Genomic DNA, 22141 nt, shown 5'->3' on the forward strand with positions numbered 1-22141 from the left:
ACGGTCCAGGTCCCGTTCCAGGTCCGGCAGCGTGCGGGTGGCGTTGACGATCAGGTCGACTTCGGCCTGTGATGCCACGGTGTCACCTCATCCCATGCCGGGTGTGCTGCGGGCGACAGCCACCATCTGGTCAAAGTCCATGTCGCCGAAGTCGTCATCCACCCCGGTGGGCGGGGTCTTCAGCTGCGCGTCGAACCGGAACCGGTCCTTCTCCGCAACGTCCTGCGTCAGCAGCTCGTACACGGCGTAGCACCACGCCGCCGGTGGTTGGAGCCACGGATTCAGCCCGGCCAGGAGCATCCGGCCGGCCGGTGACGGCTGCGCGGACAGAGCGAGGAGCCGGTACGTCTCCCACCACGCCAGCTCTGGTACCGCCGCGCGCAGGACGTCGTAGAACCCGCTGGCGACCGCATCGGCGGGGAGCGTGCCCCGCGCGAGGCGCGTGATGATGCGGTCCCGGTCCTCGTCGGTGAGTAGGGGGAGCAGGGCTCCGGCGGTGGTGGCGCTGCCGCAGATCGCGCCGATCCATCGGGCGGCCGGGGAGTAGGGCAGGGTGACCCGCTCGCTGGCGATGGTGACGCGCAGCGGCTCGCACGCGAACGGGCCCCGGATCACGCTGCGGCCGTCTTCTCGGCGGTGCGCTTCGCCTTGTCCACGATCTTGATGAGCAGCTGCATGACGTCGGCGGGGTCGAGCTTCTTGCGGGCGAGGTCGAGGCGGATGCGCTGCCACTGCTCCGGGCCCACGCAGCCTTCTAGGACGGCGAGGAGGACCTTGAACGAGCTGGGCTCCAGGTGGCCGTCGTCGTCCCGTTCCAGGGCGCTGATTGCCACCGTCTGCCCCTCGGACAGGGGCGCGTACCGGATGGTGCGGCCCTTGAACTGGGTCACGGCCGGGTACGCCTCGCGGAGCGCCTGCTCCTCGGCGGTGGGTCCCGGTGCTGTCGCTGCGGTCTGTGTGTCCATCTGTGTCCCCATCAGTCGTGCTTGAACTGGTAGCCGCGGGATGCGGCTACCTCGCGTAGGGCCCGGTCCAGGAACGGATTGGGCTTGGTGCCGGGGTGGTTGACGACGGCGGCGAACACGGTCCGGCCGCCGACCTTGAAGCGCAGGGCCTTGGCCCGCTTCGGCCGGATCTTGTGCGGCTTGGTGCCGTCGTTGACGTACGGCGCGTAGAAGACGTCACTGCCGATCGTGTAGATCGTCCGCAGAGTCAGCGTCCGCCGGGACTCGATCCGGATCGACGCCCGGAGTCGGCCCGTGTCCACCGGGGCGAGGATCTTCGCCCGGTTCAGCACCTGCCGCGCGGCGGCGTCGAGCTCGTTTCGGCTGGCGCCCCGGATCGTCCGCGACAGCGCCGCCCGATCGAGCCTCGTCCTCGGCACCTCCGATCACCTCCATGAACCCGCCAGCCACCCAGCCCCGCATGACGTCGTCCAGGACCACGTCCGCCTCGTCGCCCTGCCGGATGTCGTGGAAGCTCACCCGGGCCCGGACCCGCACCCTCTTGTCGGTCATCAGCAGCACGCCTCCATCGCGATCTGGACGGTCATGAGGCCGCCGATGCAGTTACCGTCCTGTCCGAACGGCTGGTACTCGCCGACCGCCACGTCGTCGGCGTCCGCGAACGCGCAGCAGATCGCCCGCTCCATCGCCCCGCAGTCCTCATCCAGCAGCAGCGCCACGGCCGTCCAGTCGTCCTCGGACGGGATGGACGAGGCGCCCGGCGTCGGAGCGCACCGGGCGGTCCCCAGCTCCAACGTCAGCGTCCGCTCCTGCCCGAAACAGCCGGCCGTCGTGGCCGTGTCGCCGATCTGCCGGACCCCGGTGATCGACGCGACCCGCACCCAGCCCAGCCCCCGGCAGCACTCGTCACCGGTCGTGGACAGGAGCGGGGTGACCTCGGCGCCGGCGCGCAGCATCACGTAGGCCGGGTCGATCGGTCGCGGGTGCGGGTCCTGTAGCTCGGCCTGGAAGCAGGCGAGGAGCTGCTGGGCCAGGTCCATGGCGTGGGTCACTGGAACCGCCCCCGGTAGGTGTCGGGGGAGGCGACACGGGACCGACGGGACCGGCCCGCCGGGTTGACCGACTGCACCCACAAGTCCACCGAGTGCACCCCGGTCATCCCCCGCTCCAGTACGGTGGTCGGGTCCACGACCTGGAGGTCGACGCCGTTGCGGGACAGGGACGCCAGCTGCTGTGGCAACGCACAGTCCGCGCCCGAGCAGGCTTTCGCGAACTCGCAGGCGAGGTCACCGGCGGCGATGCGACCAGCCTCGGGGAGTGGCCGGCCGGGCTGGTACGTGATGACGTAGGCGCCGACCGCGGCCGGGGCGAGGTTCATGTCCTGGCAGTGGGGGAAGCAGTCGCCGTCCGTGCGGACGAGGCGGGGGATGCCGCGCCAGGAGTCCAGCCGGTACGCGGACGGGTCCAGGACGACCCCGTCGATACGGACCTCGGACACGGCGGCCACGCTGGTCGGAAACGGGGTCTCGCACCGGGCGCCGCACCCGCACGCCCCCGGGCATGCGCAGTTCCGCCACACCCCAGCGTCGACGTACGGAACCATCCACGGCCCGGCCCCGCCACCGACGACGCCCATGCCGACCGGCCACGACATGTAGCCGCCGCCCCCGGCGCAGGCCGGGCCGCAGGGCCGGTACGCGATGGGGCACTGGGCGAACTGGTGCCCGGTGAGCCCGTCGAGGACCGCCACGGCCAGCGCCGTCGCGCGCGCCTGCACCCCCGGGCTGTAGTTGGCCCAGTCGGGGCAGCACGACGTATCGATGTCCCAGTCGCACGGGGCGGTGGGGGTGGTCACGGGGTCCTCCTCTCAGATGGTGGTGGTCCCGGCGGGGAGGGGGGAGCCGTCCCCGCCCCGCCGGGCGCCGGTCAGGCAGCCTCGGGCAGTTCGACCGCGCCACAGCCCGGGGTGGGCAGCGGGGCGGACGTGATCTCGAAGTGCCCGTGCTGCGTCGCGCTGATCGCGGTGGCCAGCGGTTCGAGCGTGGCCGGGGTGACGGCGTCACGGCGGATGTCGTACGGGCCGACATCCCACAGCGACCCGGCCGACGTCCGGGCCGTCATCGACAGCGTCAGCGCGGCGTTCGCCACGGTGTACTCGTTGATCTGCGCCTGCACGACGTACGGGTACAGCCAGTAGCCGAAGCTGGGCTCGCCGCCGGTGCACGCCTGGCCGCTGATCCCCGACCAGATCTCCAGCGCGAAATTGGCAGTGCCGAGCGTGGCCGCGTCCCACCGGAAGCCGATGCTCTCGGGGGTGGCCGCGTCGTTCACGACCAGGGGCGCCCCGGTGATGATGTTGATGGCGTCGGGGTCGATGTTGCACAGGTCGATCTGGAGCGTCAGCCACCGCAGCGCCGGGTCACTCTGGTCATCGATGCACGTGTCGCCGTTGGCGTCGGTCTGCGTGATGTCCTCCTGGTCCTGGTAGACCGGGGTCGACACCACCTGCACGAACCCCTTCGACACCAGGCTGCCGGTGGGGCCGGGGACGGGGGCCCCGCACTCGTCCAGCCGCGTCAGCCGCATCATGCGGCCGCGCGACAGAGCTGCACACTGAGTCATGATCCACTCTCCTTACTGCTGCGCCGCGCGCGCGGCTTCGTCGTCTTCGGCTTCTCGGGCTCGGGCTCGGGCTGGACGAACTTCTCGGCCAGGTACGGCGGCACCAGGAACTCCGAGCCGCCGCGCTGGGTCCGGACATGGGCGGGGTCATCGGCGAGGGCGAGGAGCAGGCGCGCCACCTCCTGCGCCTCACCCGCCCCCGGCACGATCGGCTGCCACTCCGTCATGGGGTCACCGCCGGGGTGATATCGACAGTGGCCGGGGCCGCGACTGGGACCTGGACGGCCATGACCGTGTCGCACAGCCACGCGTGGACCCAGACGGCCTCGGTGACGGCCATCCACTGGTTGTGGAGCCGGTCCAGGGTCTGCACCGGGTCCGGCTGGGGGACGGGGGTCTCCCACAGGTAGACCTGCGGGGTCATGAACGCCCACACGAACCCGTCGTCAGGGGCGGCGCCTTCGGGCCCTGTGACGCCGTACCCGGCGCCGAGCGCCCACGACGACCCGAGCGGGGTCCGCAGCGCCCCAGCACCGCCCTGGCGGGTCAGGAGACCGGCATACTGCGCGGCCGCGTAGCCACGCTGGTTCATGTGGATGGTGCCCATGTAGCCGTGCTGGTCGTAGAACGCCTCCTCCAGGGCAGCGATCGCCGCACCGGCACCGGGGGCGTCCGGGGTCACCGTCGTGGCCGTGGCGTTCGACAGGCTGGGCACGCCGGCCTGACCGCTGCCGGTCCACACGGTGGCCTCGATCGCCCACTGGACGCCGGCGTTGTAGCGGCGTCGGACGCGCCGGGCGACGTCGTCCGCTGCGGTGCCGACGGTGCCGCACTGGTAGGTGGTCAGCGCCCAGTACGGGGCCGACTCCACCCACTGCATCCCCTCCACGAAGGGCTTCTCGGGGTGCGGGGGTTCGCATCCGGGGTTGTAGAGGCTGACGGAGACGCCGCAGTCCTCGGCCGCGAACGTCAGCCCGGACGCGACCACGGAGCCGGACAGCGCGCCCGGCATGATCGCCGCGTCGAACAGCCCGTACCGGCGACCCGGCGGGGCCGGAGCCGGGACCTCCTGCGGATTCGTCAGGATCGTTGCCATGCCCCCTCCTCTCTGCCTGGGAGGCGCCGCCCCGTGGGGACGTAGGGCGGCGCCGGATCAGGGGGGGGGTCAGGCGGCGGCGGCCGGGACGGCGCAGGACGTCCAGACCTGGGCGCCGGTGGCACCCGACGGGCACGCCTGCGCGGTGTACTGGCGGACCTCGCCGCACGGGAAGATCGGCGCGTAGCCTTCCTCGAGGAAAAGTGCGGTGTAGAGGTTCTGGCGCAGGTTCGTGGAGTCGTACACGTTGGTGAGCGTGATGACGTCCTCGCGCAGCAGGACGATCGCGCCGGCCGGGTACAGCAGGAAGTTCACCGTGGTCGGCAGGCTGGTGATCGGGGTGATCGGCGCGACGATGTCGCCGGGGCCCGTCGCGAACCCGGACTGGGCATCCTGCCAGCCACGCACGAACTGCGGGCGAATGTTCCGGGCCGTGAACCACGACATGATCGTCGCGTTGGCGAGGGCAAACGGATCGCTGTGCCAGGCGTTGCGGCGGCCGATGTCCGCACGCCACTGCGCGAGGACCCACTGCGGGAGGACGACCTCCAGCACCTGGTTCTCGCCCATCTGCTCGCGGTACCGCATGTCGATCGCGGCGACGTCGAGGGCGGCCAGGATCGAGGAGACTGCGGACGAGTCAGGGCCCGATCCGACAGCGGGGGTGGCGCCCTGCGCGGGGATCACGATCGGGGCGCCGGCCTGGGTGACGATCTGGGAGATGACGTCGCGGTTGATTTCCAGCTCGTGCTTGAGGGTCAACCCGTCGATCAGCGCCGCGACGGACTCGCGGTAGCCGACGTCCTGGAGGAACGACCCGGTGACGCAGCTGACGGCCACGTCCAGGCGCCGCTCGGTGAACGTGGGGCAGGGCAGCTCTGTGCAGTTCTTCTCGGTCCCGGCGATGACCTGCGCCTCGGTCAGCTTCGTGAAGCTGGTGAGGGACGCATCCATGATCTGCGCCCACGACCAGTCGTTCGTGTAGTTGACACCACCGCGCGGAGCGCCGGCCGTCGGCAGATCGAGGACACCGTCCCGTTCCCACAGCTGGCACAGGTCGTAGTCGGTCTCGGACGGGGCGCACCAGCCGGCGGCTGCGGTGAGGGCTCCCATGCCGCCGCCACCAGCCTCCACGGACTTGGTCCAGGCGCTCATGAGGGAACCACCCTGGAGGCGGGCCTGCGAGCGGAGCTTGGCCAGGGTCTCCTCGTCGGCGGCGCGGTCGCGGCCGGTGAGGCGGAGCTCGCCGCGGTCGCGGGTGAACTGGCCGACGGCATGGCGGGCCTTGACGCCGGACATACTGCGCCCGTACTGACCGAAGAGGCGGGTGGAGGCGTGGGCGAGGTCGCGGACGGTGGCGTCCGCGCCAACGTTGGCGCCGATGGCGGACGCGCCTTCGGAGGCGAAGACGATGCGGGTGCGGTCGCCGCGCGGCTCGGGCTCGGTCCGGGCCGGGACGGGGCGCTGCTGCGCGCTCATCTCGGCGACGGACGGCACCTGAATCGGCGTGGCGGGCTCGGGCGTCGGCTCGGCGGCCGACGGTTCCGGGACGGCCGGTGCGGGGGCGGCGAGTTCGGGGAGGGAGCTGAACGCGTCGCGGGCGGCCTGGACCTCGGCGGCCTTGGCCTGCCGGTTGTCGATCTCGGCCTTGAGGGCGGGAATCGCGGCGGCCAGCTCGGTCAGCTTCGCGGGGTCGGCGTCGGCCTGCGCGGACAGCTCCTGGCCCTCGGTGCGGACCCGGGTGTACTCGGCGTAGAGGGCTTCGTCCGTGGCGGTTGCCGGGTCGAACGCGGCCGGGGCCTCGGGCTGCTCGGGCGTCTGGGGGGTCGGGTCATCTGCCATGGCGGGTGCTCCTCTCGGTGGCAGACGGATGTGTCTCGTCGTGTCACCGGTCGGCCCACCGCCAGCACCGGGGTACGGGGTCAGGGTAGACCAAACGGGGCGCCCTTGTGTAATGGGCGCCCCGCTGGTTGGGCTCTTACGTGCGGTAAGGGGTGCGGGCTCGCATTGGCCCTTACTGCTTGGGGACCATGCGGAAGGTACCCCCACCTCCCTTGATGATCTTCTGACGGACGGTGATCACGCCCTCCGTCGACGGGACGCGCTCGGTCGACCCGTCCTTGTACGTGATCATGTAGTCCTGGGTGGGCTTCGACTGCCCGCAGCATCCGGCCATGTCAGTGCTCCTCTGTGGTTGCGAGCGCCCACGCCAGCCGCGCGCGCTCCATCTCGTTGCCCGGTTCGTCCGGCTTTCCCGGCGCCGGGAAGTCGCTGACCTGCACGCTTCTGGGCGCCCCGAAGCGCGGCGTGACGCCGAAGGCGCCGACCAGCGCCCGCTGCGCCCCGCTGCTGAACGCCACGCGGGCGCGCGGAACCGGGAACCCCGGCACGTTCACCGAGCAGACCCCGATCAGCTCCAGCGCCCCGCCCACGCGCCGCCAGTCCCCGCTGACCGGGCTCGACTTGAACGTCTCCACCGCCTCGGGCGACGCCTCGGGCAGCACCCACCCGGCGACCCACACCCCAAACTCGTCCTCCCCGGCGATGACGCGGGCGACGGCGGCGGCGGGGTCGTCGTAGTGCTGCTGCGCGGCCTGGAACCCTGCGGACAGGTCCGCATGCCGGGGCCCGGCGACGAGCGTCCCGGCCGGGGTGACGGTGCCGTCGGCCAAGCGCTGCTCCCCGACGTGGAAGTACGAGTAGCCGGACGGCGACGACGGCGGGGTGACGCACCCGGGCAGCCCAACGTGGCACTGATCCCACGGCGCGACGTGCCCGAAGACGCGGCCCTCCGGGGTGACTGTGAGGGGCGTCAGGGCGTCGAACGACGGGGCAGCGAACCACTCGGCCGGGGGCAGCTGCTCGGGCGCGGCAGAGGCCCACAGAGCGTCCGCCACGTCCGCGACGGGCTCGCTCAGCGGCTCGGCCGGGAGCGGGTCCAGGGTCAGCGACACGTCCGCGAAGGCGGGGATGCTGACGAGCGTGGCCCCGGCGACCCGCCACTGCGTGATCACGATCCGCTCGGCGTCGTCCATCACGTACTCGATGTCGTCCAAGTCCACCGACGGGCCGACGATTCCGGCCTCCAGCTGCTCGGTCACCGCGTAGGGGATGTCCTCCAGCATGGTGCCGGTGGCGGTGACCATGCCGTCCGCGATCCGCATGGTTTCGATGCGGCCGACGACGCGGGACCCGCCGTGGCCGTCGTCGGAGAGTTCCTGCCACGACAGGGGCAGCGGCAGGTCGCGGGACGAGCCCCCGGCCGGATCGATGATGCGGCCGTCGCCGGTCGGCACGCCCAGGCGCGCGAGCACCGCGTTCCAAGTCCTAGCCATCGCTGGCCACCTCCAGTATCTCAACGTCGATGGGGAGTTCGATGCACACCTCGGCCCCGTCGTGCTCGACGGTGACGGGGGCGCCCACGTGGGCCACGAGGCTGACGCCGTCCTCCTGCATGAAGATCACGTGTCCGCTCCTCTGGCGTTCTGCCGGTCGGTCCAGTCGATGGGTTCGCCCAGTACGACGGGCAGCATCGTGCACCGGCACTGGATGACCTCTTGGGCGGGGCCGCGCGGGTCCCCGGGGTACATCAGCTGCGCCCCACCCACCACGAACGGCGACGTGAGCAGCGTCTGTTGGTGGTCGGCTTCACGGTGCGTCGGCCGGGTCCGCTGGTCCGCCGTCGCCAGCCACGCCTTGAACGGGGCGGGGTCTCCGCGCTGCTCCGAGTCGAGGACGGCGGCCCGGTAAAGGCCGCCGTTCACCGCCGCCATCGTCTCGGTACGGGCCACGACACGGGCCCGGTTCGGCCACCGCTCGCTGCCCGTCGCCGTCAACACCGCATCGACGGCGGCCGTGATCGTGGGGACGTCGTCCTGCTCCCGAATGCCCCGCTCCACCTCGGCCACGATCAGCGCGTACACCTCGTCCGGCAGCCTGACGAGTCGGTTGCCGGCCTGGTTGAGGTAGTCGGCGGTCCACGGGTCCGAGGCGGGGTCACCGGCTCGGGTGACGCGCCGCCACGCATCCGACAGCACCCCGGACACCACGGGCATGATCTCGACGTTGACCTGATCCGTCCAGAACTGGCGGTGGTCGCCGACGCGGGCCGGGTCCACACCGCCGCCACGGGTCACGGCCGGCCGCACCCGATCCAGGAACCGGCTCAACGCCCGGAACCAGGCGGTACCGATGCGCTGCTCGCCCTGGCGGATGAACGCCAACGCGCGCAGCCGGGCGGGCAGGAAGTCGTCCGGAGGGATGCTCACAGGAACATCCGAAGCCGGGCCCGGTCGTGGGGCTTGCCCGTGGCGATCAGCCGACGCGTGTAGTCACGCAGCCGCTGGTTCAGGAAGTCGGGTGACATGCCGAACGCCTCGGCGACCCCATCCACGAACTGGAACGAGCCCTCCATCAGTGCGTTGATGTCGGCAGCCGCGATGACGGTATGCAGCTCGTGCTTCGGAGTGGCCGTGAACTGGCCCCGGTTCTCCCGCGTGATGAGCCGCCCCCCGGCCCGGGACAGGGCATCGAACACCAGCAGCTCGGCAGCGGCCACCAGCCCGTCGGGAACGCTGGCCGGGTCCGGCTCCTCGTCCTGCGTGGCCGGGAGAGCCCGCTGCTCCAGCTCGGGGCTGCTGGGCTCCAGCTCCCCGCCGGTCACCTCCCCGGACACCCCGGTTGCTGCCGGGGCCACGGTGATCTCCAGACCCAACGCCTGAGCCACGTTCGGATCGGACAGCAGCGTCGGAGCGGCCTTGACCATGGACTCCAGCAGCCGCTTCGTGTACTCGGCGTCGTCCGGCCGGGCATCCTCGGGCACCCCGTTCTCGGCGAGCATGTACTCGTCGGAGATGAGGAGCCGGTCGTGGAGGTCGCGCAGGTTCTCCGTGTCGTCCGGCCGGGCCACGATGGCGGTAGTGTCCCACCCGACCTCGTACGCGGCCGCCTGCTCCTCCGTCATCCCGGCGGCCATCAGCGCGGGCCGGAACCATTCGGCCGTGATCGCGTCGCCGATCTCCTTCAGCAGCGGCTCGATGAAGATCTTGTACGTGGACTCCTCCACCTGCCACGCCGACCAGTGGTTGGACTCGCCCTGCGTGCCGGCCGCGACGTCGCGCGGCATGTCGAGGGTCGCTGCGAGGCGGGCCAACGCGTCGTTGCGCAGGTCCACGACGGAGGACACGAACTCGGTGGCGGTGTCGATGAACGCCGCTGCGCCCCCGTTGGCGATGAGTTCGCCGGGGGCGTTGAACACCAACGGTACGACGGCGGCAGCGGTGCCGGGCTGCTGGATGCCGGTCTCGGCGGCGGACAGCAGTTCGTCCATGAACGCCATGGCGGTGGTCTCGTGCTCGCCCTTGGGGAAGTCGAGGTCGTCGGCGAGGGCGAGGAGCCCGGCTGATGCGAGGCGGCTGTCGAGGCGGCCCGCGATGTTCTGGCTGGCCTTCTCCACCTCGCGGCAGATGGGGAGGGCCGGGCGGACCGCGCTGTCGGCCTGGATGTAGTCGGCGGGGTGGGGGCACCAGACACGGAACAGGCGGGCGGCGGGCTCCAGCGCCATGTCGACGCCGGTCATGGGGTCGGTGTACTCCCAGCGGGCGTCCGCGCCGGACCCCTTGGCCTTGACCTTGGACGGGGGCAGGACGATCCACTCATCCGGCTGCGTCTGCCCGCGCCGGGCGGGGGTGGGCTTGACGATGACCCACGCCTCACCGGGGACCTGCCAGCAGAGGGAGAGGACGCGGAGGAGCCCGCCGCGCCGTGCGGGGCCACCGAGCACCTGCGCGGCAACCGCCTTCGCGGTGGGGTTGTCTGACGGCCCGGTCGGCTTCCCGGTCTCGGGGTCCAGCTCCGTGGCGTGCACGTCGGCCTGGGACACGGCGTTGGCGATCCACACGAGGGGCCCGCGGAGTTCGCCGATGACGTCGAAGTAGTACCAGCCCTCCCGCTGCCAGTCGGAGTTCGTTGTCTGCTTGCGGGCCTTGGAGGCGCGGAGGACGCCGGGCCCGGACATGGGCATGGCGGCGGCTGCGATGGCCCTGGGCGGCGCCTGGGTGTCCGCCTCCCGGCGGCGTCGGAGCAGGGGCATCAGGAGGACTCCTCTCGGGCGGCAAGCCACCCGACGACGTAGCTCATGCCGAGGGCGGCCGTAACTCCTCTGAACACCCAGTGATCGCCCCACGCCATCCACGAGGCGGCCGTGGCGGTGCCCACGTACATGGACACGCACCAGCTGCACACCAGCAGGTAGGCGAGCAGGTGCCCGTCGGGGAGGCGCCGCAACGCCCACTCGCGGGGGGCGCGGGTGATGCGGTCCTGGGTGATGAGCCGGGTTAGACGGGCGCCTGCAAGCAGCGTGTTGAAGAAGACGAGGAAGGGCAGGACAGGGTCGGTCATCGGGGGGCTCCTGTGCGGCGCTGGGTGGCTGCCTGCCGTGCGGCGAGGACGGGGTGGACGGCGGGGGTACGGCGCTGCTGGGCGGCCCGGTGCGGGGATACGAGGGCGGCCGAGGCGCGGTCGCGCTTCATGTGGTGGGTGACGGCGTGCACCAACGCGTCGATGCGGTCGGGCGAGTTCGGGTCCTCTTCGGGAATCCAGGTGGTGAGCTGGTCCTCCAACTCGGGGAACGCGCCGACGTGGTGGACGCGGCCCTGCTCGTACAGCATCGCGACGGGCTGCGCCCTCAGTTTCTTGCCCTGGGCGGCGTTGACGCGGCGGATGGGGGCGGGCCCGGCGTCGTCGCCGTGAAGGTCCCGCCACACGCGGGTGAGTACGGACTCGATCCAGTCCTTGCCGCCGTTGTCCTCCACCACCACCTTGACCGCGTCGTGCTGCTCCAGCAGGGCGTACGCCGCCCGGGCGGTCTCGTCCGGGGAGCGGCGGCGGGACGCGTCGGCGAGGACGTAGTGGTGCTTGTCCACGCCCCACCCGGTGACCACGAGGCCGGTCTCGTCGCCCCTGGATGTGCCGGCCGGGTCGAGGCCGACGACGATGCTGATCAGCTCGGGCACGTCCTCGGGGCGGACCCGCGCGCCGTCGATGTGGGCGCGGGCCACGAGCGCGCCGGGCAGGTCCTCCAGGACCTCGGCGTCCAGCTCCTGCCGGCCGAGCGTCGTGCCCTCGTAGCGGGAGATCACAGCGCGCCGGAACGAGGGCGCCAGGTTCGCGAGGTTCGCGTACGTGGAACCGCGGACGACGGCGGTCCGGTCGTCCTTCAGCAGCTCCTTGATCAGCGGCAGGGGACGCGGCGTCGTCGTGATGCAGATGCGGGGGTGTTCGCCCAGGCGCATGCCCATCTGGAGCATGTCCCAGGCGTGCTGGAGGTGCCGCCACGAGGCGAGTTCGTCCAGCCACCCGTAGTGGTGCTGCGGGCCGCGGAGGCGGTCCGGCTCGTCGGCGCTGTAGCAGGTGAGGATGGACCCGTTGGCGAGGGTGATACGGCGCTTCGACGGCTCGTACTGGGCGAGGCCGGGCAGCGCGCAGGCCATGATCCCCGACTCGCCCTCCACCATGATGTCGCGGCAGTCGGACGCGGTGGGGGCGACGAGCGCGCCGCGGCTGCCGGGCATGGCGAGGGCCTGTTCGAGGACCCACTCGGCACCGGTGCGGGACTTCCCGAAGCCCCGGCCGGCGAGGAGGAGCCAGGTGTCCCAATCACCGTCGGGGGCAAGCTGTTCGGGGCGGGCGACGCCGCCGCGCCACACTCCGCCGCGGGCTTCGCTGTGGGCGTGGATCGCCTCAAGACTGGGGGCTGCGGCCACGGTTCATCAGCTCCGTTGCGAGGGCGACGACGTCGACGGTGGCCTGGTGGTCGGGCTCGTCGGTCTTGAGGCCGCGGCGGGTGGCGAGGATCTTCGCTGCTGCTTCGAGCATGCGGACGGCAAGGGCGGGGCTGATGTCCTCGGCGGAGGCGAGAACTTGGTGGGCGCGGTGACGCATGAGTTCGGCGCTGTCGAGGAGCCGGGAGAGAAGTTCGGCTTCCTGCTCGGCGGTGGCGTCGAGGTGTTCGGCGTCGCGGTGGTTGTCGTATGCGGTGGCTCGGGCGACCCAGTCGTGGGTGCGGGACCAGCGTTCGAGGAGTTGGGCCGACTTGCCCAAGGTCTTCGCGACGGCGCGGATGCTGCGGGCGGCGCCCAGGTCGCGGTAGACGCGGAACGCTTCGAAGGCGGGCGTGGTCTCGCCGTCGCGGCGTGCCCAGTCGTCGGTCATGGGCGGTGCCTCCTATCGGATGAGGGCGAGTACGGCGGTGACGGCGCCTGCGACGCCGGTGAGGGCGCCGATGGTGGGGAGGGGCCAGCGGGCGCGTTCCAGAGAGGAGACGCGCCCGCCGAGCTCGTCCAGGCCTTTGTCGACCTTGGTTTCGAGGTCGGCTATGTCCTTCTCGGCTTGGGTGGTGCGTTGGAGGGCGGTGTCGAGGCGGCCGTTGAGGGTGGCGAACCCGGTGTCGACTGCCCCGCGCAGGCGTTCGAGTTCGACGGCGACCTGTGTTACCTCCTGCGGGGTCACCACCTACACCGCCCTGGTGCTGGCGGGGTCTGCGGTGGCGGGGAGGGTGGAGGCGGTGCCGGGGCGGCCGAGGTGTCCGGCGATCCAGCCCTTGGCGGCGGCGAGGACGAGCGCGGCGGGGGCGGCCCACCAGACGGGTATGTCGGCGAGGTCGGTCGCGAGGACGGCGACCGCGGCCTGGGCTCCGGTCCAGGCGGCGCGCTCGCCCGCGTCGAGGAGGAGGGTGGGGGTGCTCATGCCTTGGCCTCCAGCTGGTCGAGGCGGTCGGACACGCTCTTGAGGAGGGTGAAGATCGCTACGAGGGTGGTGCGCTGCTCGGCGACCTGTCCGCCGACGCGGATCACGTCGGTCTTGATGTCGTCCACCTTGGCCTTGGTGTTGCGGAGGTAGGCGTAGGTGTCGCTGGTCTCGCCCTGCTCGGTGTTCTTGTAGTTCCAGACATCGAACGCGGTGAGGTCGGCCACGGGGGTCTCCTGGGTTGTGGTGGTGGCGGCCTTGAGGATGGCCGCGATGGGGAAGCGGCCGGGGTCGCCGTGGTCGTTCTCGGGGACGTGCTGGTGCCCACAGTGGCCCCGGAAGTTGTTCCACTCGGCGTTGGTCATGCGGGTCTTCGTGGCCCCGAAGCTGGCCGGGTAGGCGACGAACGTCTGCCCGGAGGTGAGGGGGACGTCGTGGTGGTCGCGGGCCCAGCGGGCGAACGCCCCAAGGTCGCGGATGACCCAGGCGGGGAGTTCGGGGGTGTAGAGGTGGGGCTTGGTGTCCCAGCGCTTGTGGGTGGTGGGGTCGCACGTGCCGACGAGTTCGACCTGTACGGCGTTCAGGGTGTTCGTCTCCACGCCGCCTGCCTTGTTGACGAGGGCGCGGGACGAGATGTCGAAGTCGAAGTGCTGGTACCAGTTCAGCCGCTTGTTGGCGAAGTCGGGAACGGCGGTGAAGTTGGGCGCCGATGCCCCGCCGCCGTAGTCGGGGAGGGATGTGCCCTCCGTGGTGTGCCAGACGACGACGTTCGACTCCATCGCGTCGCCACCGTAGCGGCCCTGGTACCAGTGACTGAGCTGTGCGCCTGGGTAGCGCTGCGGTCCGGTCCCCATCGGCGGTGCTCCTCGCTACGGCGGGTAAGGGGCAGTCCTATTGTGCACCCCTTACGAAGGTGTGGGGGCATGGTACCCGCGCAGGGCATGGGAAAGCCCCCGGCCGCGGGGCTCGGGGGCTGTGGTGGGATCGGGGGTCAGCAGGCGTCGTAGTGCCAGGTGCCGCTCTCGCGCGCCCAGGGCTGTCCGTTCTGGTCGAACTTGGGGAGCCCGGTGACCTTGTAGGTGACGCGGGCGAGGTCCCCGGACACCTCGGCCGTGATGCCGGTGGCGGGGTGGTCGGGGCCGTACTCGGTGGCGGCCTGCTTCACAACGCCCTCGTACTGGGCGGCGGTGATCTTCCCGGCGCAGCGGGCGGACAGGGCGCTGTACGCGGTGTCGGCGTCGCCCTGGAAGTACGCGGCGGTGTACGCCGTGACGGCGGCCGCGAGCGCGTCGGTGCCGTCGTCGGCCGGGGTCGTGGCCGGCGTCTCTGCGGCGGTGGCCGTCGGCGCGCTGGATGTGGTGGCGGGCTTGTCGTCGTCGCTGCTGCCGCAGGCGGTGAGCGTGGCGAGCAGGCCGGCCGCGAGGACGGCGGCGGTGGTGCGGGTGTGCATGGTCCCCCCTGGGTGGTGTGTGGGGGGATGGTGTCACGGGGGTGGGGGAACGGTGAAGCCCCCGCCGGGGGATGGTCGGGGGCTTCAGGTCCGTAGCAGCTCGGCAGCCAGCGCAATCCGTACGGATGGTGGCGGGTGCCACCACCAACCACGGTAGCGCTGGGGGCTGACAACGGAGGCGGGTCAGGGCTTGGGCATGGCCCGGCAGGTCTCGGCGTGGGACTGGGCCCAGGCGCGGGCGTCTCGGGTGGCGGCCTCGGGGTGGTGCTCTTCGCGCTGGACGGTCATGCCCCAGACGAGGCGGTGGTGGGAGTGCTCGGAGGACGCCGGGCATCCGGAGCAGGCCGCGAGCGTCGCATAGGGCTCCGGCGGATTGTGCACGGTGAGCTGGTGGGTCACATCGACGGTGGCGCCGCCGACGGTGAGGTAGCGGGCGATGACGCCGGCCGGCCAGGCGGTGGTGGTCTGCGTGGTCATGGTGCCTCCTGTACGTGGATGTGGGTGTGGTTGGGGCGGTCGGCGGGGGCGCTCTTGTAGATCAACATCCCCTTCTGGCCTTCAAGAGGGGTTGCGCTGATGAGCGTGTGACCTGCGCATTCACGGCAGGAGGGGCGGGTGGGGGGCGGTGGGGGAGTGGCGGACGAATCGGACACCGCCCCACGGCGGGCGGCCTTCCAAAGGGCGCCCGCGCCGACCACCCAGACGACGCCGACGGCGACGGCCGGGGAAGCCGCGTACACGCCCCCGAGTCCGGCCCCGGCGAGGACGGTGAGGACGAGCGCCCCGCCCGCGCGGGACGGCTCCTGCTCCTCCTCGGGCTCGGGCGCGGTCTTCTTCTTCGGGCTCATACGACGGCCCCGTACAGTGAGTCCCCGAGCCAGTTGACGGCAGTGGCGAGGGGAACGGCAGCGAACCCCGCGACCCCGGCCGACGTGCCGAGGCAGATGCCGCACCAGGCGCCGGCCTTGAGCTGAGGGCCGCGCTTCGGATTCCTCGCGGCAACCATGACGCACACGGTGAGCAGGAGCACGATCGCCGTGCCGGTTTGGGTGAGCGGCAGGTAGGCGACTGCGCGGCCGTGCTGGCCAATCCGCCCGCCGACGCCCCAGACGAGTGCAACATCCCCGAGCCAGTTGGTGATCCACAGGGCGGTGTCGGCGATCCAGCCGATGAGTCCGCCCACGGTGAGGATCGCAAGGACGCCGTACGCCCAGGCGGCGAGGAAGGGGGCGAGTTCGGCGGCGCGGCCGGCGGGGTCCTTGCGGAGGCCCTTCAGGCCGGGCCACCAGCTGATGAGGTTGCCGAGGAGGATGGCGAGGCCGATGGTGACGCCGCCGATGGTAACGATGTTCATGGGGTTCCTCAGTGGAGGATGGCGACCCCGAGGGCCGCGATGGTGAGCACGAGGGCGAGGGCGCCGGTGCGTCGGGGGACGGGTCCGGCGAGCGCGGTGAGGATGGCGGCGGCGCCGAGGGCGGCGACCGGGAAGAGGAGCCGGAGGGCAGTCATCCGTAGCCGCCGGTGCGGCCGTCGAGGTTGCGGCGAGCACGGCGAACAGCGGCCGCGATCGAGTCCTTGTTCTCGTTCGGTCGGAGGGCGCAGATCGCGCGTACAGCGACTGCGTTGTCCGGGGTGTTCGCGACGTGTTCGCGGGCGAGATCGGCGATGCTCGCGCTGGTCGGAGCGGGTTCGGGGCGCCCCGAAGCGTGGGACGGCTCGGCCTTGCTCGGGGTGATCGCGGGCTGATCGGGTGCCGCGATCGGGGCGAGCATGAAGGGCGAGCAACGCTCGATCTCGGCGCGCATCTCCAGGCGTTCGAGGGTGATCTCGAAGTCCGCGCGGTCGCGGGCGACGGTGATGCGGGCCTGCTGCTGGATGCGCTCGATGGTCGCCTGGGCTTCGCGCTCTGCGCGGTCGCGGCGGGCGTCGTGGAGTCGTGCGGCGTGCTCGCTGTCCCGGATGACCGAGTGGATCTCGGCTTCCTGCTCGGGGGTCAGTGCGGCGGGGTCGCGTAGGGCGGGGAGGGCGAACTCCCAGACGAGCTTGCCGACGAGGACGACGAACGGGCCGGCGATCGCCTGGGCGGCGCTGTCCTGCTGGGCGCCGTGGATGACGAGGAGTAGGCCGACGCCGAGGGCGATGACCCATCCGGCGAGGGGGGCGGCCCAGCGGGGGCCGACGCGCCGGTACTGGGCCCAGAGGACGGTGAGCCAGCCGATGTCGCCGGCGAGGGCGACGGAGAGGCCGAAGGGGCCGGAGCGCATGAGGTCGGTGATGGCGTAGGCCGACCAGGCGAGGGAGAGCCCTGCGAGGGTGACGGCGCCGTAGAAGACGCGGGGGCGGCTCATCAGGCGACCGCCTTGCGGGGGTTGCGGGCGCGGCGCAGGGCTTCGCCCATGTCCGGGTCGGAGTCGCCGGCCGCCCTGAGCGGCGGGGTGGTGGTCGTGGTGTGGGGGGCGTGGGTACGCTCCATGGCGGGCCTGCCTCTTCGTCGTGTTGTGGGCGCGTCCGGCCCCGGCCATATGGCGTAGCGAGCGCCGGCCGGGGCCTTCCTTGTTGCCGGATTGAGCGTAGCGACTTCCTTGCCACATGGCAACGAAGTCGGAGAGGATGGTGCCGTGGCCGACGATGAAGGAGGGCCGGACATGGTGTCGTTCAGAGAGCTGGCCGCTCGGTTGAGCAGGGACGGGGTGGCGACGCTGACTCATCAGCGAATCTCGCAGCTGTCGCGGGACGACCCGGCGTTCCCTCCGGTCGTGACGATCGGCCGGGCGAAGGCGGTGGATTACCGGCTGGCTCGGCCGTACTTCGCGGGCAGGAAGTCGCGGCAGGGGCAGCGCACGGACCTGTATCCGCGGCCTGAGTAGTGCGTGTACGACGGAGCCCCCGGCCGGTGTGGTCGGGGGCTCCGTGCTGTGCGGGGGATGGCCGCCCGGGTGGGGTTCGGGCGGCCAGCGGGTCAGGCGGTGCGGCGGCGGGCTCGTGCTGCTGCTCGCCGGGTGGCCCGGTTCGGTCGGGGCGGGGGTGCGTCGTCGTCGGCCAGCTGCTCGCCGAACCATCCGACGGTGGTGGTCCAGGTGACGCCGGGGCGGGGCGCGTGCTCGCCGCGTGGGGTGCTGCTGGGCCCGGTCATCGGGTCGGCTCCTCGGCGGTCTGCTTGCGGCGTCCGCTGTACCAGGGCAGTGCGAGCCCGTCGTTGGCGGTGCGGGGCACGAGGTGCAGGTGGAGGTGGAACACGGACTGGGTGGCCGCCCTGCCCCGGCTGGTGATCAGGTTCATGGGCTGGGGACCGCTGGCGAGTTCGGCGGCCCGGAGCATGGTCAGGGCGGACACGTCGGGGTCGGTGCTGAAGTCGCGGACGTGGTCTCGGGGGATGACGAGCAGGTGCCCGTCGGTGACGGGGTTGAGCGGGACGATGGCGAGGGCGTCGTCCCATTCCTGCACGATTTGGGCGGGGGCGCGCCCGGCGGCGATCTCGCAGAACGGGCAGTCGGTCACAGGTACCTCCGGGGTCTGATGGTGACGACGTGTCGTCGTCGGCGTGGTCGTGGCTGGTCGGTGGTACGTGGGGGTCGGGTGGCGGGGCGGGCGTAGTCGTGGGGGATGCGCCTCACGGGGTGTCCGGCCGGTTGGCGAGTTCGAGCAGGACGGCGGCGTGGCAGTGGTCGGGCTGGCCGGGCTCGGGCAGCGGGCAGGTGCACGCGAGGTCCCTGCCGCGCAACGTGTGCAGCTCGGCAAGGACGCGGCGCCGGTCGAACACCTGGCGGCCGACACGGTAGGTCTCCTCGTACCAGCCGCCTGCGGTGCCGACACGCAACCACTCGGCGTAGTTGGAGGCGCAGGCACTGCGAGGCTCGCCCATCTCCGCCTCGATGGCGTCTTTGATCAGGAACGGGTTCCCGAAGCGGGACGGACGGCTGACGATCACGGCGTTCTCTGGCTTGCGCCAGCCCTTGGTGCGGCGTCGCTGAATGCGGGTGGGCTGGGTCATCGCTGCGGCTCCTTGAAGGTGAGGGCTGGGCTGCGCGGGGGCGGCGGGTCGTTGCGGTGGCGCCAGGCTCGGACGGTGCGGACCGGGTCGGTGGCGAGCAGCAGCACGAACAGGGCGGCCTCTCGTGGGCGGCTGCCGTTCCAGCGGGCGAAGTGGAAGCGCACCTGCCAGTTCGCCCAGTCACCGAGCCGGTACCAGGGCCGCCAGCGGCCGAGCCCGTATCCGGCGGCGAGGGCGGCCAGCACGGCGAGGGCGGTCACGGCGCGATCTCCTTGCGGGTGGCGGTGCAGGTGGGACAGAGGTCACGGCCGCGCGGGCGGGTCCAGCCCTGCTGTCGGCCGTCGGCGCGGACCTGTGCGGCGGTGCGGGAGACGAGCTGGGCGCGCACGGCAGCAGAGTTTGGGCAGTCGCCCTGCCCGGTAGGTCCGTCGCAGGCGATCTCGTAACCGATCAGGTGCGCGGTCACGGCTGCGGCTCCTCGGTCTCGGTGGGCTGTGCCTCGTCGGCCAGGCGGCGGATCTGGTCGAGCGCCCACGCGGCCCCGAGCGCCCAGCCGGGGCCGGTGTCGGGAACCGGCAGAGCCTCCACCGTGGCGGCGCCCTCCCGGAGCACGGTGGCCAGGTCGGCGGGCGCGGGCGCCGTGGTCGGGGTGCCGAGCACCTGCCGGGCCAGGGGCTCGCGTAGGACGGCGAGAACCGCGTCGGCCTGCGTGCGGTGAATCCGCCAGAACGGATGCTGCGGGGCCGGGTTGGGCAACTCCCAGTGCTCGCTGTCGAGACGGGCCAGCGCCTCGGCGATGCGGTCGCGGAGGTTGTCGGCGGGTGTGGTCATCGGGTGTCTCCAGGCGGTGAGGGGGTGGTGGTGCGCCCCGGCCGGCTATGACCCGGCCGGGGCGGCGTGCTGCTGGTCACGGGGTGGGGCGAGTGCAGGTGTCGTGCCGGTCGCAGCGGCACCGGCCGCACGCGGCGCACAGCTCGTCGGCCTCGGTGTCGCAGACCCCGCAGCCGCCGGTGAGGTCGATCTCGACGCTGTCGACGAGCGCGGCGTGGGCCTGGCTGCGGGTCTGGTGGGTGTCGTGCCGGCGGGGGCGGGTGCCGCCGTGGCTGGTGCACAGCTGCTGTGCGGCCTGCTCGCCGAGGAACTGGGTGTACGCGGGCGGGATGGCCTCGCGAAGCCCGTCGCGGGTGGCCCACGGCATGCCCATCACGTCGCGGGCGCGGTCGGCGTCGGTGAAGTTCCCGACGACGTGCATGAACTCGCCGTCCCGGACTGGGCGGCCCATCTTCGCGAGGGGCGCAAGGTGCCGCGGGTGAAGTCGGGTACCGAGCGGCAGGGACGACTCGAACAGCCGGTGCCGGTACGTCTTCAGGCCGAACATGGACCCGCAGAGCAGCAGCGGGTCAACCATGGCCGCGGCCGCGCCTTCGACGTTCTCGATGATGTACGGCCGGCCGGTCGCCTGCATGGCTTCGCGGGTGGGGGTGATGAGGTCGGGGTGGTCGTTGCCCCGCAGGCGCTGGGCGTTGGTCCAGCGGCGGCAGGTCGGTGACCCGGCGATGACGTCGTACTCATGGCCGTGGGCGCGGATGAACTCGATGGCGTCGGCCTGGTGGAACTCGAAGGGGTAGTGGGGCTGCGGGTTGAGGTCGACGCCGGTGACGTCGAACCCGGCGAGGTAGTAGCCCATGGAGGCACCGCCTTGGCAGCAGTAGGTGTCAAGGAGTCGCAGCCCGTTGGGTTCGCGGGGTGGGAGGGCGGTCACGTCGTGGCTCCTGAGGATGTCGAGCTGCCCGGGGATGGCCTCGGGTGGTGGGGTGTCGAGGAGGGCGCGGGCGCGCACCAGGGCGGTCGTCACTGTGTGCTCCTGGTCTGCTGGGCGGTGTGGGCGGCGGTGCGGGTCTGGTGGGTGTCGTGCCGGCGGGGGCGGGTGCCGCCGTGGCTGGTGCACAGCACCCCGGGGGCGGAGCCGCAGGACGGGCAGGCGACGGCGAGGGCGGGGAAGCGGGCGGGGCGTTCGGGCATCAGAGGCTCCAGAGGGTCACTTGCGCGTACACGAGGGGCAGTTCGTCTTGCCCGTCGATGTGGTGGTCGGGGCGTGGGGTTGGGATGCGAACGGCTGTGCGGGGCTGTGAGCGTCTGCGGCAGACGGGTTCGACCCCGGCGGCCTGGGACTGCTCGGTGCGGAGCACGCGCCCGCAGACGCGGCAGCACGGGGTCACGTGGCGGGCTCGCTCTCGGGCAGCGAGCCGGACCCGGGGCAGGGGTGGCCGGGGGCGCCGTGCTTCCGCAGTTGACCGTTGGGACGTACGAGCTGCCGGGTGGTGCAGACGGGACACGGGCGGCGGGGGCCGGAGGGTACGGCGCGCGGCGGAATGTGGACGGCCCACCCGGCGGAGACGAGGTACTCGGCAGCTCGGCGCGCGGCTTCGGCGGGGGTCTGCTGGTGAGCGGGGGTGGTGAGACGGTAGTCGTCCAGGCCAGCGGCCAGGGCGGCGACGGCGGCGGGCGGGAACGGACGCGGTCCGGTCACTGGGTGCCTCCTCGACGGCGGTCGGTGCCGGTCATGGCGATCACGCGGGTGTCCTCGGACAGGCGGGAGACGATGCGCTCGCCGAGCACGCTGGCGAGGTCGGGGCCGAGCGGTCGCCCGTGGCTGTCGACGTCGGAGCGGGCCGGCAGGTTCGAGGTGTAGATGCTGGGGCGGCAGGCGTTGTACCTGTCGTTGATCAGCCGGTACGTCACCTCCTCCGTCCACTCGGACGCCTTCGCGGAGCCGAGGTCATCGAGCAGCAGAAGCGGGATGCGGCAGAGGCGGCGCAGCTCTTCCTCGGCGCCGCGCTGCGAGCCCTGGGGCCGGAGCAGCCCGTACATGTCCGCGGCGGTCAGGGCCCGGATCTCGTACACGCTGGGCCCGGCGGCGGCGATGGCGTGGAGCGCGGCGTACGCCTGGTACGTCTTGCCGGTGCCGGTGGTTCCGGTGAGGAGCAGCGACCCTGCGGTCTCACGGTCGGCGATGACCGCCTCGGCCCACTGCTGGACGCCGGGCAGGGTGTGGTCGGCGCGGCGGTAGCGGGGCGGGGTCGCGGTCTCCCACCGGGCGAGAGCCCACTCGGCACGCACGCGGCGGTGGTACTCGGGGTGGCCGGGCTCGTCCGGGGACGGGCCGTCCGCGACGGGCCCGCCGGGGACGTCGGCCATGCCGCGGGCTTCGAGGCCGGCGCGAAGGCGGGCCATCGCGGCGGCGTTGTCGAGGGTGACAGGTTCGGCCATGG

Annotated in this window: 38 protein-coding genes; 1 reads left to right on the top strand and 37 read right to left on the bottom strand. The window is 72.1% G+C overall.

Annotated features, from left to right (window positions below; translation table 11 throughout):
- Positions 1-87: 87 nt before the first annotated feature.
- From FKN01_RS29560 to FKN01_RS33465, 27 genes are all read right to left on the bottom strand, one after another.
- Positions 88-615 carry a hypothetical protein gene (locus tag FKN01_RS29560; RefSeq protein ID WP_143625724.1) on the bottom strand — a complete coding sequence of 176 codons (528 nt, stop codon included), beginning with the start codon at positions 613-615 and terminating at the stop codon, positions 88-90.
- Entirely contained in the window at positions 612-965 is a 354-nt protein-coding gene (locus FKN01_RS29565; RefSeq protein WP_143625725.1) for a hypothetical protein, read from the bottom strand. The genes FKN01_RS29560 and FKN01_RS29565 overlap by 4 nt, the downstream gene beginning before the upstream one ends.
- 11 nt (positions 966-976) lie before the next feature.
- Positions 977-1384 carry an HK97 gp10 family phage protein gene (locus FKN01_RS29570; protein ID WP_143625726.1) on the bottom strand — a complete coding sequence of 136 codons (408 nt, stop codon included), beginning with the start codon at positions 1382-1384 and terminating at the stop codon, positions 977-979.
- A 132-nt stretch (positions 1385-1516) separates the two neighbouring features.
- Complete coding sequence (locus FKN01_RS29575) at positions 1517-2017, bottom strand: hypothetical protein (protein ID WP_143625727.1); 501 nt, start codon at positions 2015-2017, stop codon at positions 1517-1519.
- On the bottom strand, positions 2014-2820 hold the full coding sequence (locus FKN01_RS29580) for a hypothetical protein (protein ID WP_143625728.1): 807 nt from the start codon (positions 2818-2820) through the stop codon (positions 2014-2016). Before FKN01_RS29580 ends, FKN01_RS29575 begins: the two co-directional genes overlap by 4 nt.
- Positions 2821-2891: 71 nt before the next feature.
- Positions 2892-3587: a hypothetical protein gene (locus tag FKN01_RS29585; protein WP_143625729.1), complete on the bottom strand. Its 696-nt coding sequence runs from the start codon at positions 3585-3587 to the stop codon at positions 2892-2894.
- On the bottom strand, positions 3584-3814 hold the full coding sequence (locus FKN01_RS29590) for a hypothetical protein (RefSeq protein WP_143625730.1): 231 nt from the start codon (positions 3812-3814) through the stop codon (positions 3584-3586). Before FKN01_RS29590 ends, FKN01_RS29585 begins: the two co-directional genes overlap by 4 nt.
- Positions 3811-4683, bottom strand: a complete 873-nt coding sequence (locus tag FKN01_RS29595; protein ID WP_143625731.1) for a hypothetical protein — start codon at positions 4681-4683, stop codon at positions 3811-3813. The genes FKN01_RS29590 and FKN01_RS29595 overlap by 4 nt, the downstream gene beginning before the upstream one ends.
- Positions 4684-4752: 69 nt before the next feature.
- Positions 4753-6525, bottom strand: coding sequence for a major capsid protein (locus FKN01_RS29600; RefSeq protein ID WP_143625732.1), 1773 nt, complete (start codon positions 6523-6525; stop codon positions 4753-4755).
- 172 nt (positions 6526-6697) lie between these two features.
- Positions 6698-6859 carry a hypothetical protein gene (locus FKN01_RS32710; RefSeq protein ID WP_185993037.1) on the bottom strand — a complete coding sequence of 54 codons (162 nt, stop codon included), beginning with the start codon at positions 6857-6859 and terminating at the stop codon, positions 6698-6700.
- Position 6860: 1 nt separating this feature from the next.
- Positions 6861-8018 (bottom strand): hypothetical protein, encoded by a 1158-nt coding sequence (locus tag FKN01_RS29605; protein WP_143625733.1) that lies wholly within the window; start codon positions 8016-8018, stop codon positions 6861-6863.
- Entirely contained in the window at positions 8011-8148 is a 138-nt protein-coding gene (locus tag FKN01_RS32715) for a hypothetical protein (RefSeq protein WP_185993038.1), read from the bottom strand. The genes FKN01_RS29605 and FKN01_RS32715 overlap by 8 nt, the downstream gene beginning before the upstream one ends.
- Complete coding sequence (locus FKN01_RS29610; RefSeq protein WP_143625734.1) at positions 8145-8951, bottom strand: phage minor head protein; 807 nt, start codon at positions 8949-8951, stop codon at positions 8145-8147. Before FKN01_RS29610 ends, FKN01_RS32715 begins: the two co-directional genes overlap by 4 nt.
- Entirely contained in the window at positions 8948-10774 is a 1827-nt protein-coding gene (locus FKN01_RS29615; RefSeq protein ID WP_143625735.1) for a hypothetical protein, read from the bottom strand. The genes FKN01_RS29610 and FKN01_RS29615 overlap by 4 nt, the downstream gene beginning before the upstream one ends.
- Positions 10774-11082, bottom strand: coding sequence for a hypothetical protein (locus FKN01_RS29620; protein ID WP_143625736.1), 309 nt, complete (start codon positions 11080-11082; stop codon positions 10774-10776). The genes FKN01_RS29615 and FKN01_RS29620 overlap by 1 nt, the downstream gene beginning before the upstream one ends.
- Positions 11079-12446, bottom strand: a complete 1368-nt coding sequence (locus tag FKN01_RS29625) for a terminase large subunit domain-containing protein (RefSeq protein ID WP_221939390.1) — start codon at positions 12444-12446, stop codon at positions 11079-11081. The genes FKN01_RS29620 and FKN01_RS29625 overlap by 4 nt, the downstream gene beginning before the upstream one ends.
- Complete coding sequence (locus FKN01_RS29630) at positions 12424-12894, bottom strand: hypothetical protein (protein ID WP_143625737.1); 471 nt, start codon at positions 12892-12894, stop codon at positions 12424-12426. The genes FKN01_RS29625 and FKN01_RS29630 overlap by 23 nt, the downstream gene beginning before the upstream one ends.
- 12 nt (positions 12895-12906) lie before the next feature.
- Positions 12907-13194 carry a hypothetical protein gene (locus FKN01_RS29635; RefSeq protein WP_143625738.1) on the bottom strand — a complete coding sequence of 96 codons (288 nt, stop codon included), beginning with the start codon at positions 13192-13194 and terminating at the stop codon, positions 12907-12909.
- Complete coding sequence (locus tag FKN01_RS29640; RefSeq protein ID WP_143625739.1) at positions 13195-13428, bottom strand: hypothetical protein; 234 nt, start codon at positions 13426-13428, stop codon at positions 13195-13197.
- Positions 13425-14282, bottom strand: coding sequence for a hypothetical protein (locus FKN01_RS29645; RefSeq protein WP_185993039.1), 858 nt, complete (start codon positions 14280-14282; stop codon positions 13425-13427). The genes FKN01_RS29640 and FKN01_RS29645 overlap by 4 nt, the downstream gene beginning before the upstream one ends.
- Before the next feature lie 137 nt (positions 14283-14419).
- Complete coding sequence (locus FKN01_RS29650; RefSeq protein WP_143625740.1) at positions 14420-14878, bottom strand: hypothetical protein; 459 nt, start codon at positions 14876-14878, stop codon at positions 14420-14422.
- Positions 14879-15061: 183 nt separating this feature from the next.
- Positions 15062-15355: a hypothetical protein gene (locus tag FKN01_RS29655; protein WP_143625741.1), complete on the bottom strand. Its 294-nt coding sequence runs from the start codon at positions 15353-15355 to the stop codon at positions 15062-15064.
- Positions 15352-15726, bottom strand: coding sequence for a hypothetical protein (locus FKN01_RS29660; protein WP_143625742.1), 375 nt, complete (start codon positions 15724-15726; stop codon positions 15352-15354). The genes FKN01_RS29655 and FKN01_RS29660 overlap by 4 nt, the downstream gene beginning before the upstream one ends.
- Complete coding sequence (locus tag FKN01_RS29665; RefSeq protein ID WP_143625743.1) at positions 15723-16232, bottom strand: hypothetical protein; 510 nt, start codon at positions 16230-16232, stop codon at positions 15723-15725. The genes FKN01_RS29660 and FKN01_RS29665 overlap by 4 nt, the downstream gene beginning before the upstream one ends.
- A gap of 8 nt (positions 16233-16240) precedes the next feature.
- Positions 16241-16387: a hypothetical protein gene (locus tag FKN01_RS32720; RefSeq protein WP_185993040.1), complete on the bottom strand. Its 147-nt coding sequence runs from the start codon at positions 16385-16387 to the stop codon at positions 16241-16243.
- A complete protein-coding gene (locus FKN01_RS29670) occupies positions 16384-17226 on the bottom strand; it encodes a hypothetical protein (protein WP_143625744.1) in 843 nt (280 codons plus the stop codon). Before FKN01_RS29670 ends, FKN01_RS32720 begins: the two co-directional genes overlap by 4 nt.
- On the bottom strand, positions 17226-17351 hold the full coding sequence (locus FKN01_RS33465; RefSeq protein WP_260697070.1) for a hypothetical protein: 126 nt from the start codon (positions 17349-17351) through the stop codon (positions 17226-17228). The genes FKN01_RS29670 and FKN01_RS33465 overlap by 1 nt, the downstream gene beginning before the upstream one ends.
- A gap of 145 nt (positions 17352-17496) precedes the next feature.
- On the opposite strand from FKN01_RS33465, the gene FKN01_RS29675 reads away from it, so the two are divergent.
- Complete coding sequence (locus FKN01_RS29675; RefSeq protein WP_260697071.1) at positions 17497-17745, top strand: hypothetical protein; 249 nt, start codon at positions 17497-17499, stop codon at positions 17743-17745.
- A gap of 92 nt (positions 17746-17837) precedes the next feature.
- Here FKN01_RS29675 and FKN01_RS32725 read toward each other — a convergent pair whose 3' ends face one another.
- The 10 genes from FKN01_RS32725 to FKN01_RS29715 form a co-directional block, all read right to left on the bottom strand.
- Positions 17838-18011 (bottom strand): hypothetical protein, encoded by a 174-nt coding sequence (locus FKN01_RS32725; protein WP_185993041.1) that lies wholly within the window; start codon positions 18009-18011, stop codon positions 17838-17840.
- Positions 18008-18376 (bottom strand): HIT family protein, encoded by a 369-nt coding sequence (locus FKN01_RS29680; RefSeq protein ID WP_143625745.1) that lies wholly within the window; start codon positions 18374-18376, stop codon positions 18008-18010. Before FKN01_RS29680 ends, FKN01_RS32725 begins: the two co-directional genes overlap by 4 nt.
- 112 nt (positions 18377-18488) lie before the next feature.
- Positions 18489-18869 carry a DUF4326 domain-containing protein gene (locus FKN01_RS29685; protein WP_143625746.1) on the bottom strand — a complete coding sequence of 127 codons (381 nt, stop codon included), beginning with the start codon at positions 18867-18869 and terminating at the stop codon, positions 18489-18491.
- A complete protein-coding gene (locus FKN01_RS29690; RefSeq protein WP_143625747.1) occupies positions 18866-19129 on the bottom strand; it encodes a hypothetical protein in 264 nt (87 codons plus the stop codon). The genes FKN01_RS29685 and FKN01_RS29690 overlap by 4 nt, the downstream gene beginning before the upstream one ends.
- Complete coding sequence (locus tag FKN01_RS29695) at positions 19126-19335, bottom strand: hypothetical protein (protein ID WP_143625748.1); 210 nt, start codon at positions 19333-19335, stop codon at positions 19126-19128. Before FKN01_RS29695 ends, FKN01_RS29690 begins: the two co-directional genes overlap by 4 nt.
- Positions 19332-19700, bottom strand: a complete 369-nt coding sequence (locus FKN01_RS29700) for a hypothetical protein (RefSeq protein WP_143625749.1) — start codon at positions 19698-19700, stop codon at positions 19332-19334. The genes FKN01_RS29695 and FKN01_RS29700 overlap by 4 nt, the downstream gene beginning before the upstream one ends.
- A gap of 76 nt (positions 19701-19776) precedes the next feature.
- Entirely contained in the window at positions 19777-20724 is a 948-nt protein-coding gene (locus FKN01_RS33635; RefSeq protein ID WP_313906185.1) for a hypothetical protein, read from the bottom strand.
- Complete coding sequence (locus tag FKN01_RS32730) at positions 20721-20891, bottom strand: hypothetical protein (protein ID WP_185993047.1); 171 nt, start codon at positions 20889-20891, stop codon at positions 20721-20723. The genes FKN01_RS33635 and FKN01_RS32730 overlap by 4 nt, the downstream gene beginning before the upstream one ends.
- A 193-nt stretch (positions 20892-21084) precedes the next feature.
- On the bottom strand, positions 21085-21399 hold the full coding sequence (locus FKN01_RS29710) for a hypothetical protein (RefSeq protein WP_143625750.1): 315 nt from the start codon (positions 21397-21399) through the stop codon (positions 21085-21087).
- Complete coding sequence (locus FKN01_RS29715) at positions 21396-22139, bottom strand: ATP-binding protein (protein WP_143625751.1); 744 nt, start codon at positions 22137-22139, stop codon at positions 21396-21398. The genes FKN01_RS29710 and FKN01_RS29715 overlap by 4 nt, the downstream gene beginning before the upstream one ends.
- Positions 22140-22141 lie beyond the last annotated feature (2 nt).

Origin of the sequence: Streptomyces sp. 130 (genome assembly GCF_007096885.1) — a bacterium.
In the GTDB taxonomy this organism is placed as follows: Bacteria; Actinomycetota; Actinomycetes; order Streptomycetales; family Streptomycetaceae; genus Streptomyces.

What these genes read in the sequence shown, in the direction of transcription:
- FKN01_RS29685 (WP_143625746.1), bottom strand. Translation starts at nt 18,869, where the DNA reads ATGACCCAGCCCACCCGCATTCAGCGACGCCGCACCAAGGGCTGGCGC.
- FKN01_RS29700 (WP_143625749.1), bottom strand. Translation starts at nt 19,700, where the DNA reads ATGACCACACCCGCCGACAACCTCCGCGACCGCATCGCCGAGGCGCTG.
- FKN01_RS29615 (WP_143625735.1), bottom strand. Translation starts at nt 10,774, where the DNA reads ATGCCCCTGCTCCGACGCCGCCGGGAGGCGGACACCCAGGCGCCGCCC.
- FKN01_RS29585 (WP_143625729.1), bottom strand. Translation starts at nt 3,587, where the DNA reads ATGACTCAGTGTGCAGCTCTGTCGCGCGGCCGCATGATGCGGCTGACG.
- FKN01_RS29605 (WP_143625733.1), bottom strand. Translation starts at nt 8,018, where the DNA reads ATGGCTAGGACTTGGAACGCGGTGCTCGCGCGCCTGGGCGTGCCGACC.
- FKN01_RS33465 (WP_260697070.1), bottom strand. Translation starts at nt 17,351, where the DNA reads ATGGAGCGTACCCACGCCCCCCACACCACGACCACCACCCCGCCGCTC.
- FKN01_RS32730 (WP_185993047.1), bottom strand. Translation starts at nt 20,891, where the DNA reads ATGCCCGAACGCCCCGCCCGCTTCCCCGCCCTCGCCGTCGCCTGCCCG.
- FKN01_RS29600 (WP_143625732.1), bottom strand. Translation starts at nt 6,525, where the DNA reads ATGGCAGATGACCCGACCCCCCAGACGCCCGAGCAGCCCGAGGCCCCG.
- FKN01_RS32710 (WP_185993037.1), bottom strand. Translation starts at nt 6,859, where the DNA reads ATGGCCGGATGCTGCGGGCAGTCGAAGCCCACCCAGGACTACATGATC.
- FKN01_RS29650 (WP_143625740.1), bottom strand. Translation starts at nt 14,878, where the DNA reads ATGCACACCCGCACCACCGCCGCCGTCCTCGCGGCCGGCCTGCTCGCC.
- FKN01_RS29595 (WP_143625731.1), bottom strand. Translation starts at nt 4,683, where the DNA reads ATGGCAACGATCCTGACGAATCCGCAGGAGGTCCCGGCTCCGGCCCCG.
- FKN01_RS32720 (WP_185993040.1), bottom strand. Translation starts at nt 16,387, where the DNA reads ATGACTGCCCTCCGGCTCCTCTTCCCGGTCGCCGCCCTCGGCGCCGCC.
- FKN01_RS29665 (WP_143625743.1), bottom strand. Translation starts at nt 16,232, where the DNA reads ATGAACATCGTTACCATCGGCGGCGTCACCATCGGCCTCGCCATCCTC.
- FKN01_RS29640 (WP_143625739.1), bottom strand. Translation starts at nt 13,428, where the DNA reads ATGAGCACCCCCACCCTCCTCCTCGACGCGGGCGAGCGCGCCGCCTGG.
- FKN01_RS29620 (WP_143625736.1), bottom strand. Translation starts at nt 11,082, where the DNA reads ATGACCGACCCTGTCCTGCCCTTCCTCGTCTTCTTCAACACGCTGCTT.
- FKN01_RS29590 (WP_143625730.1), bottom strand. Translation starts at nt 3,814, where the DNA reads ATGACGGAGTGGCAGCCGATCGTGCCGGGGGCGGGTGAGGCGCAGGAG.
- FKN01_RS29660 (WP_143625742.1), bottom strand. Translation starts at nt 15,726, where the DNA reads ATGAGCCCGAAGAAGAAGACCGCGCCCGAGCCCGAGGAGGAGCAGGAG.
- FKN01_RS29630 (WP_143625737.1), bottom strand. Translation starts at nt 12,894, where the DNA reads ATGACCGACGACTGGGCACGCCGCGACGGCGAGACCACGCCCGCCTTC.
- FKN01_RS29670 (WP_143625744.1), bottom strand. Translation starts at nt 17,226, where the DNA reads ATGAGCCGCCCCCGCGTCTTCTACGGCGCCGTCACCCTCGCAGGGCTC.
- FKN01_RS32725 (WP_185993041.1), bottom strand. Translation starts at nt 18,011, where the DNA reads ATGACCGGGCCCAGCAGCACCCCACGCGGCGAGCACGCGCCCCGCCCC.
- FKN01_RS29715 (WP_143625751.1), bottom strand. Translation starts at nt 22,139, where the DNA reads ATGGCCGAACCTGTCACCCTCGACAACGCCGCCGCGATGGCCCGCCTT.
- FKN01_RS29565 (WP_143625725.1), bottom strand. Translation starts at nt 965, where the DNA reads ATGGACACACAGACCGCAGCGACAGCACCGGGACCCACCGCCGAGGAG.
- FKN01_RS29645 (WP_185993039.1), bottom strand. Translation starts at nt 14,282, where the DNA reads ATGGGGACCGGACCGCAGCGCTACCCAGGCGCACAGCTCAGTCACTGG.
- FKN01_RS29655 (WP_143625741.1), bottom strand. Translation starts at nt 15,355, where the DNA reads ATGACCACGCAGACCACCACCGCCTGGCCGGCCGGCGTCATCGCCCGC.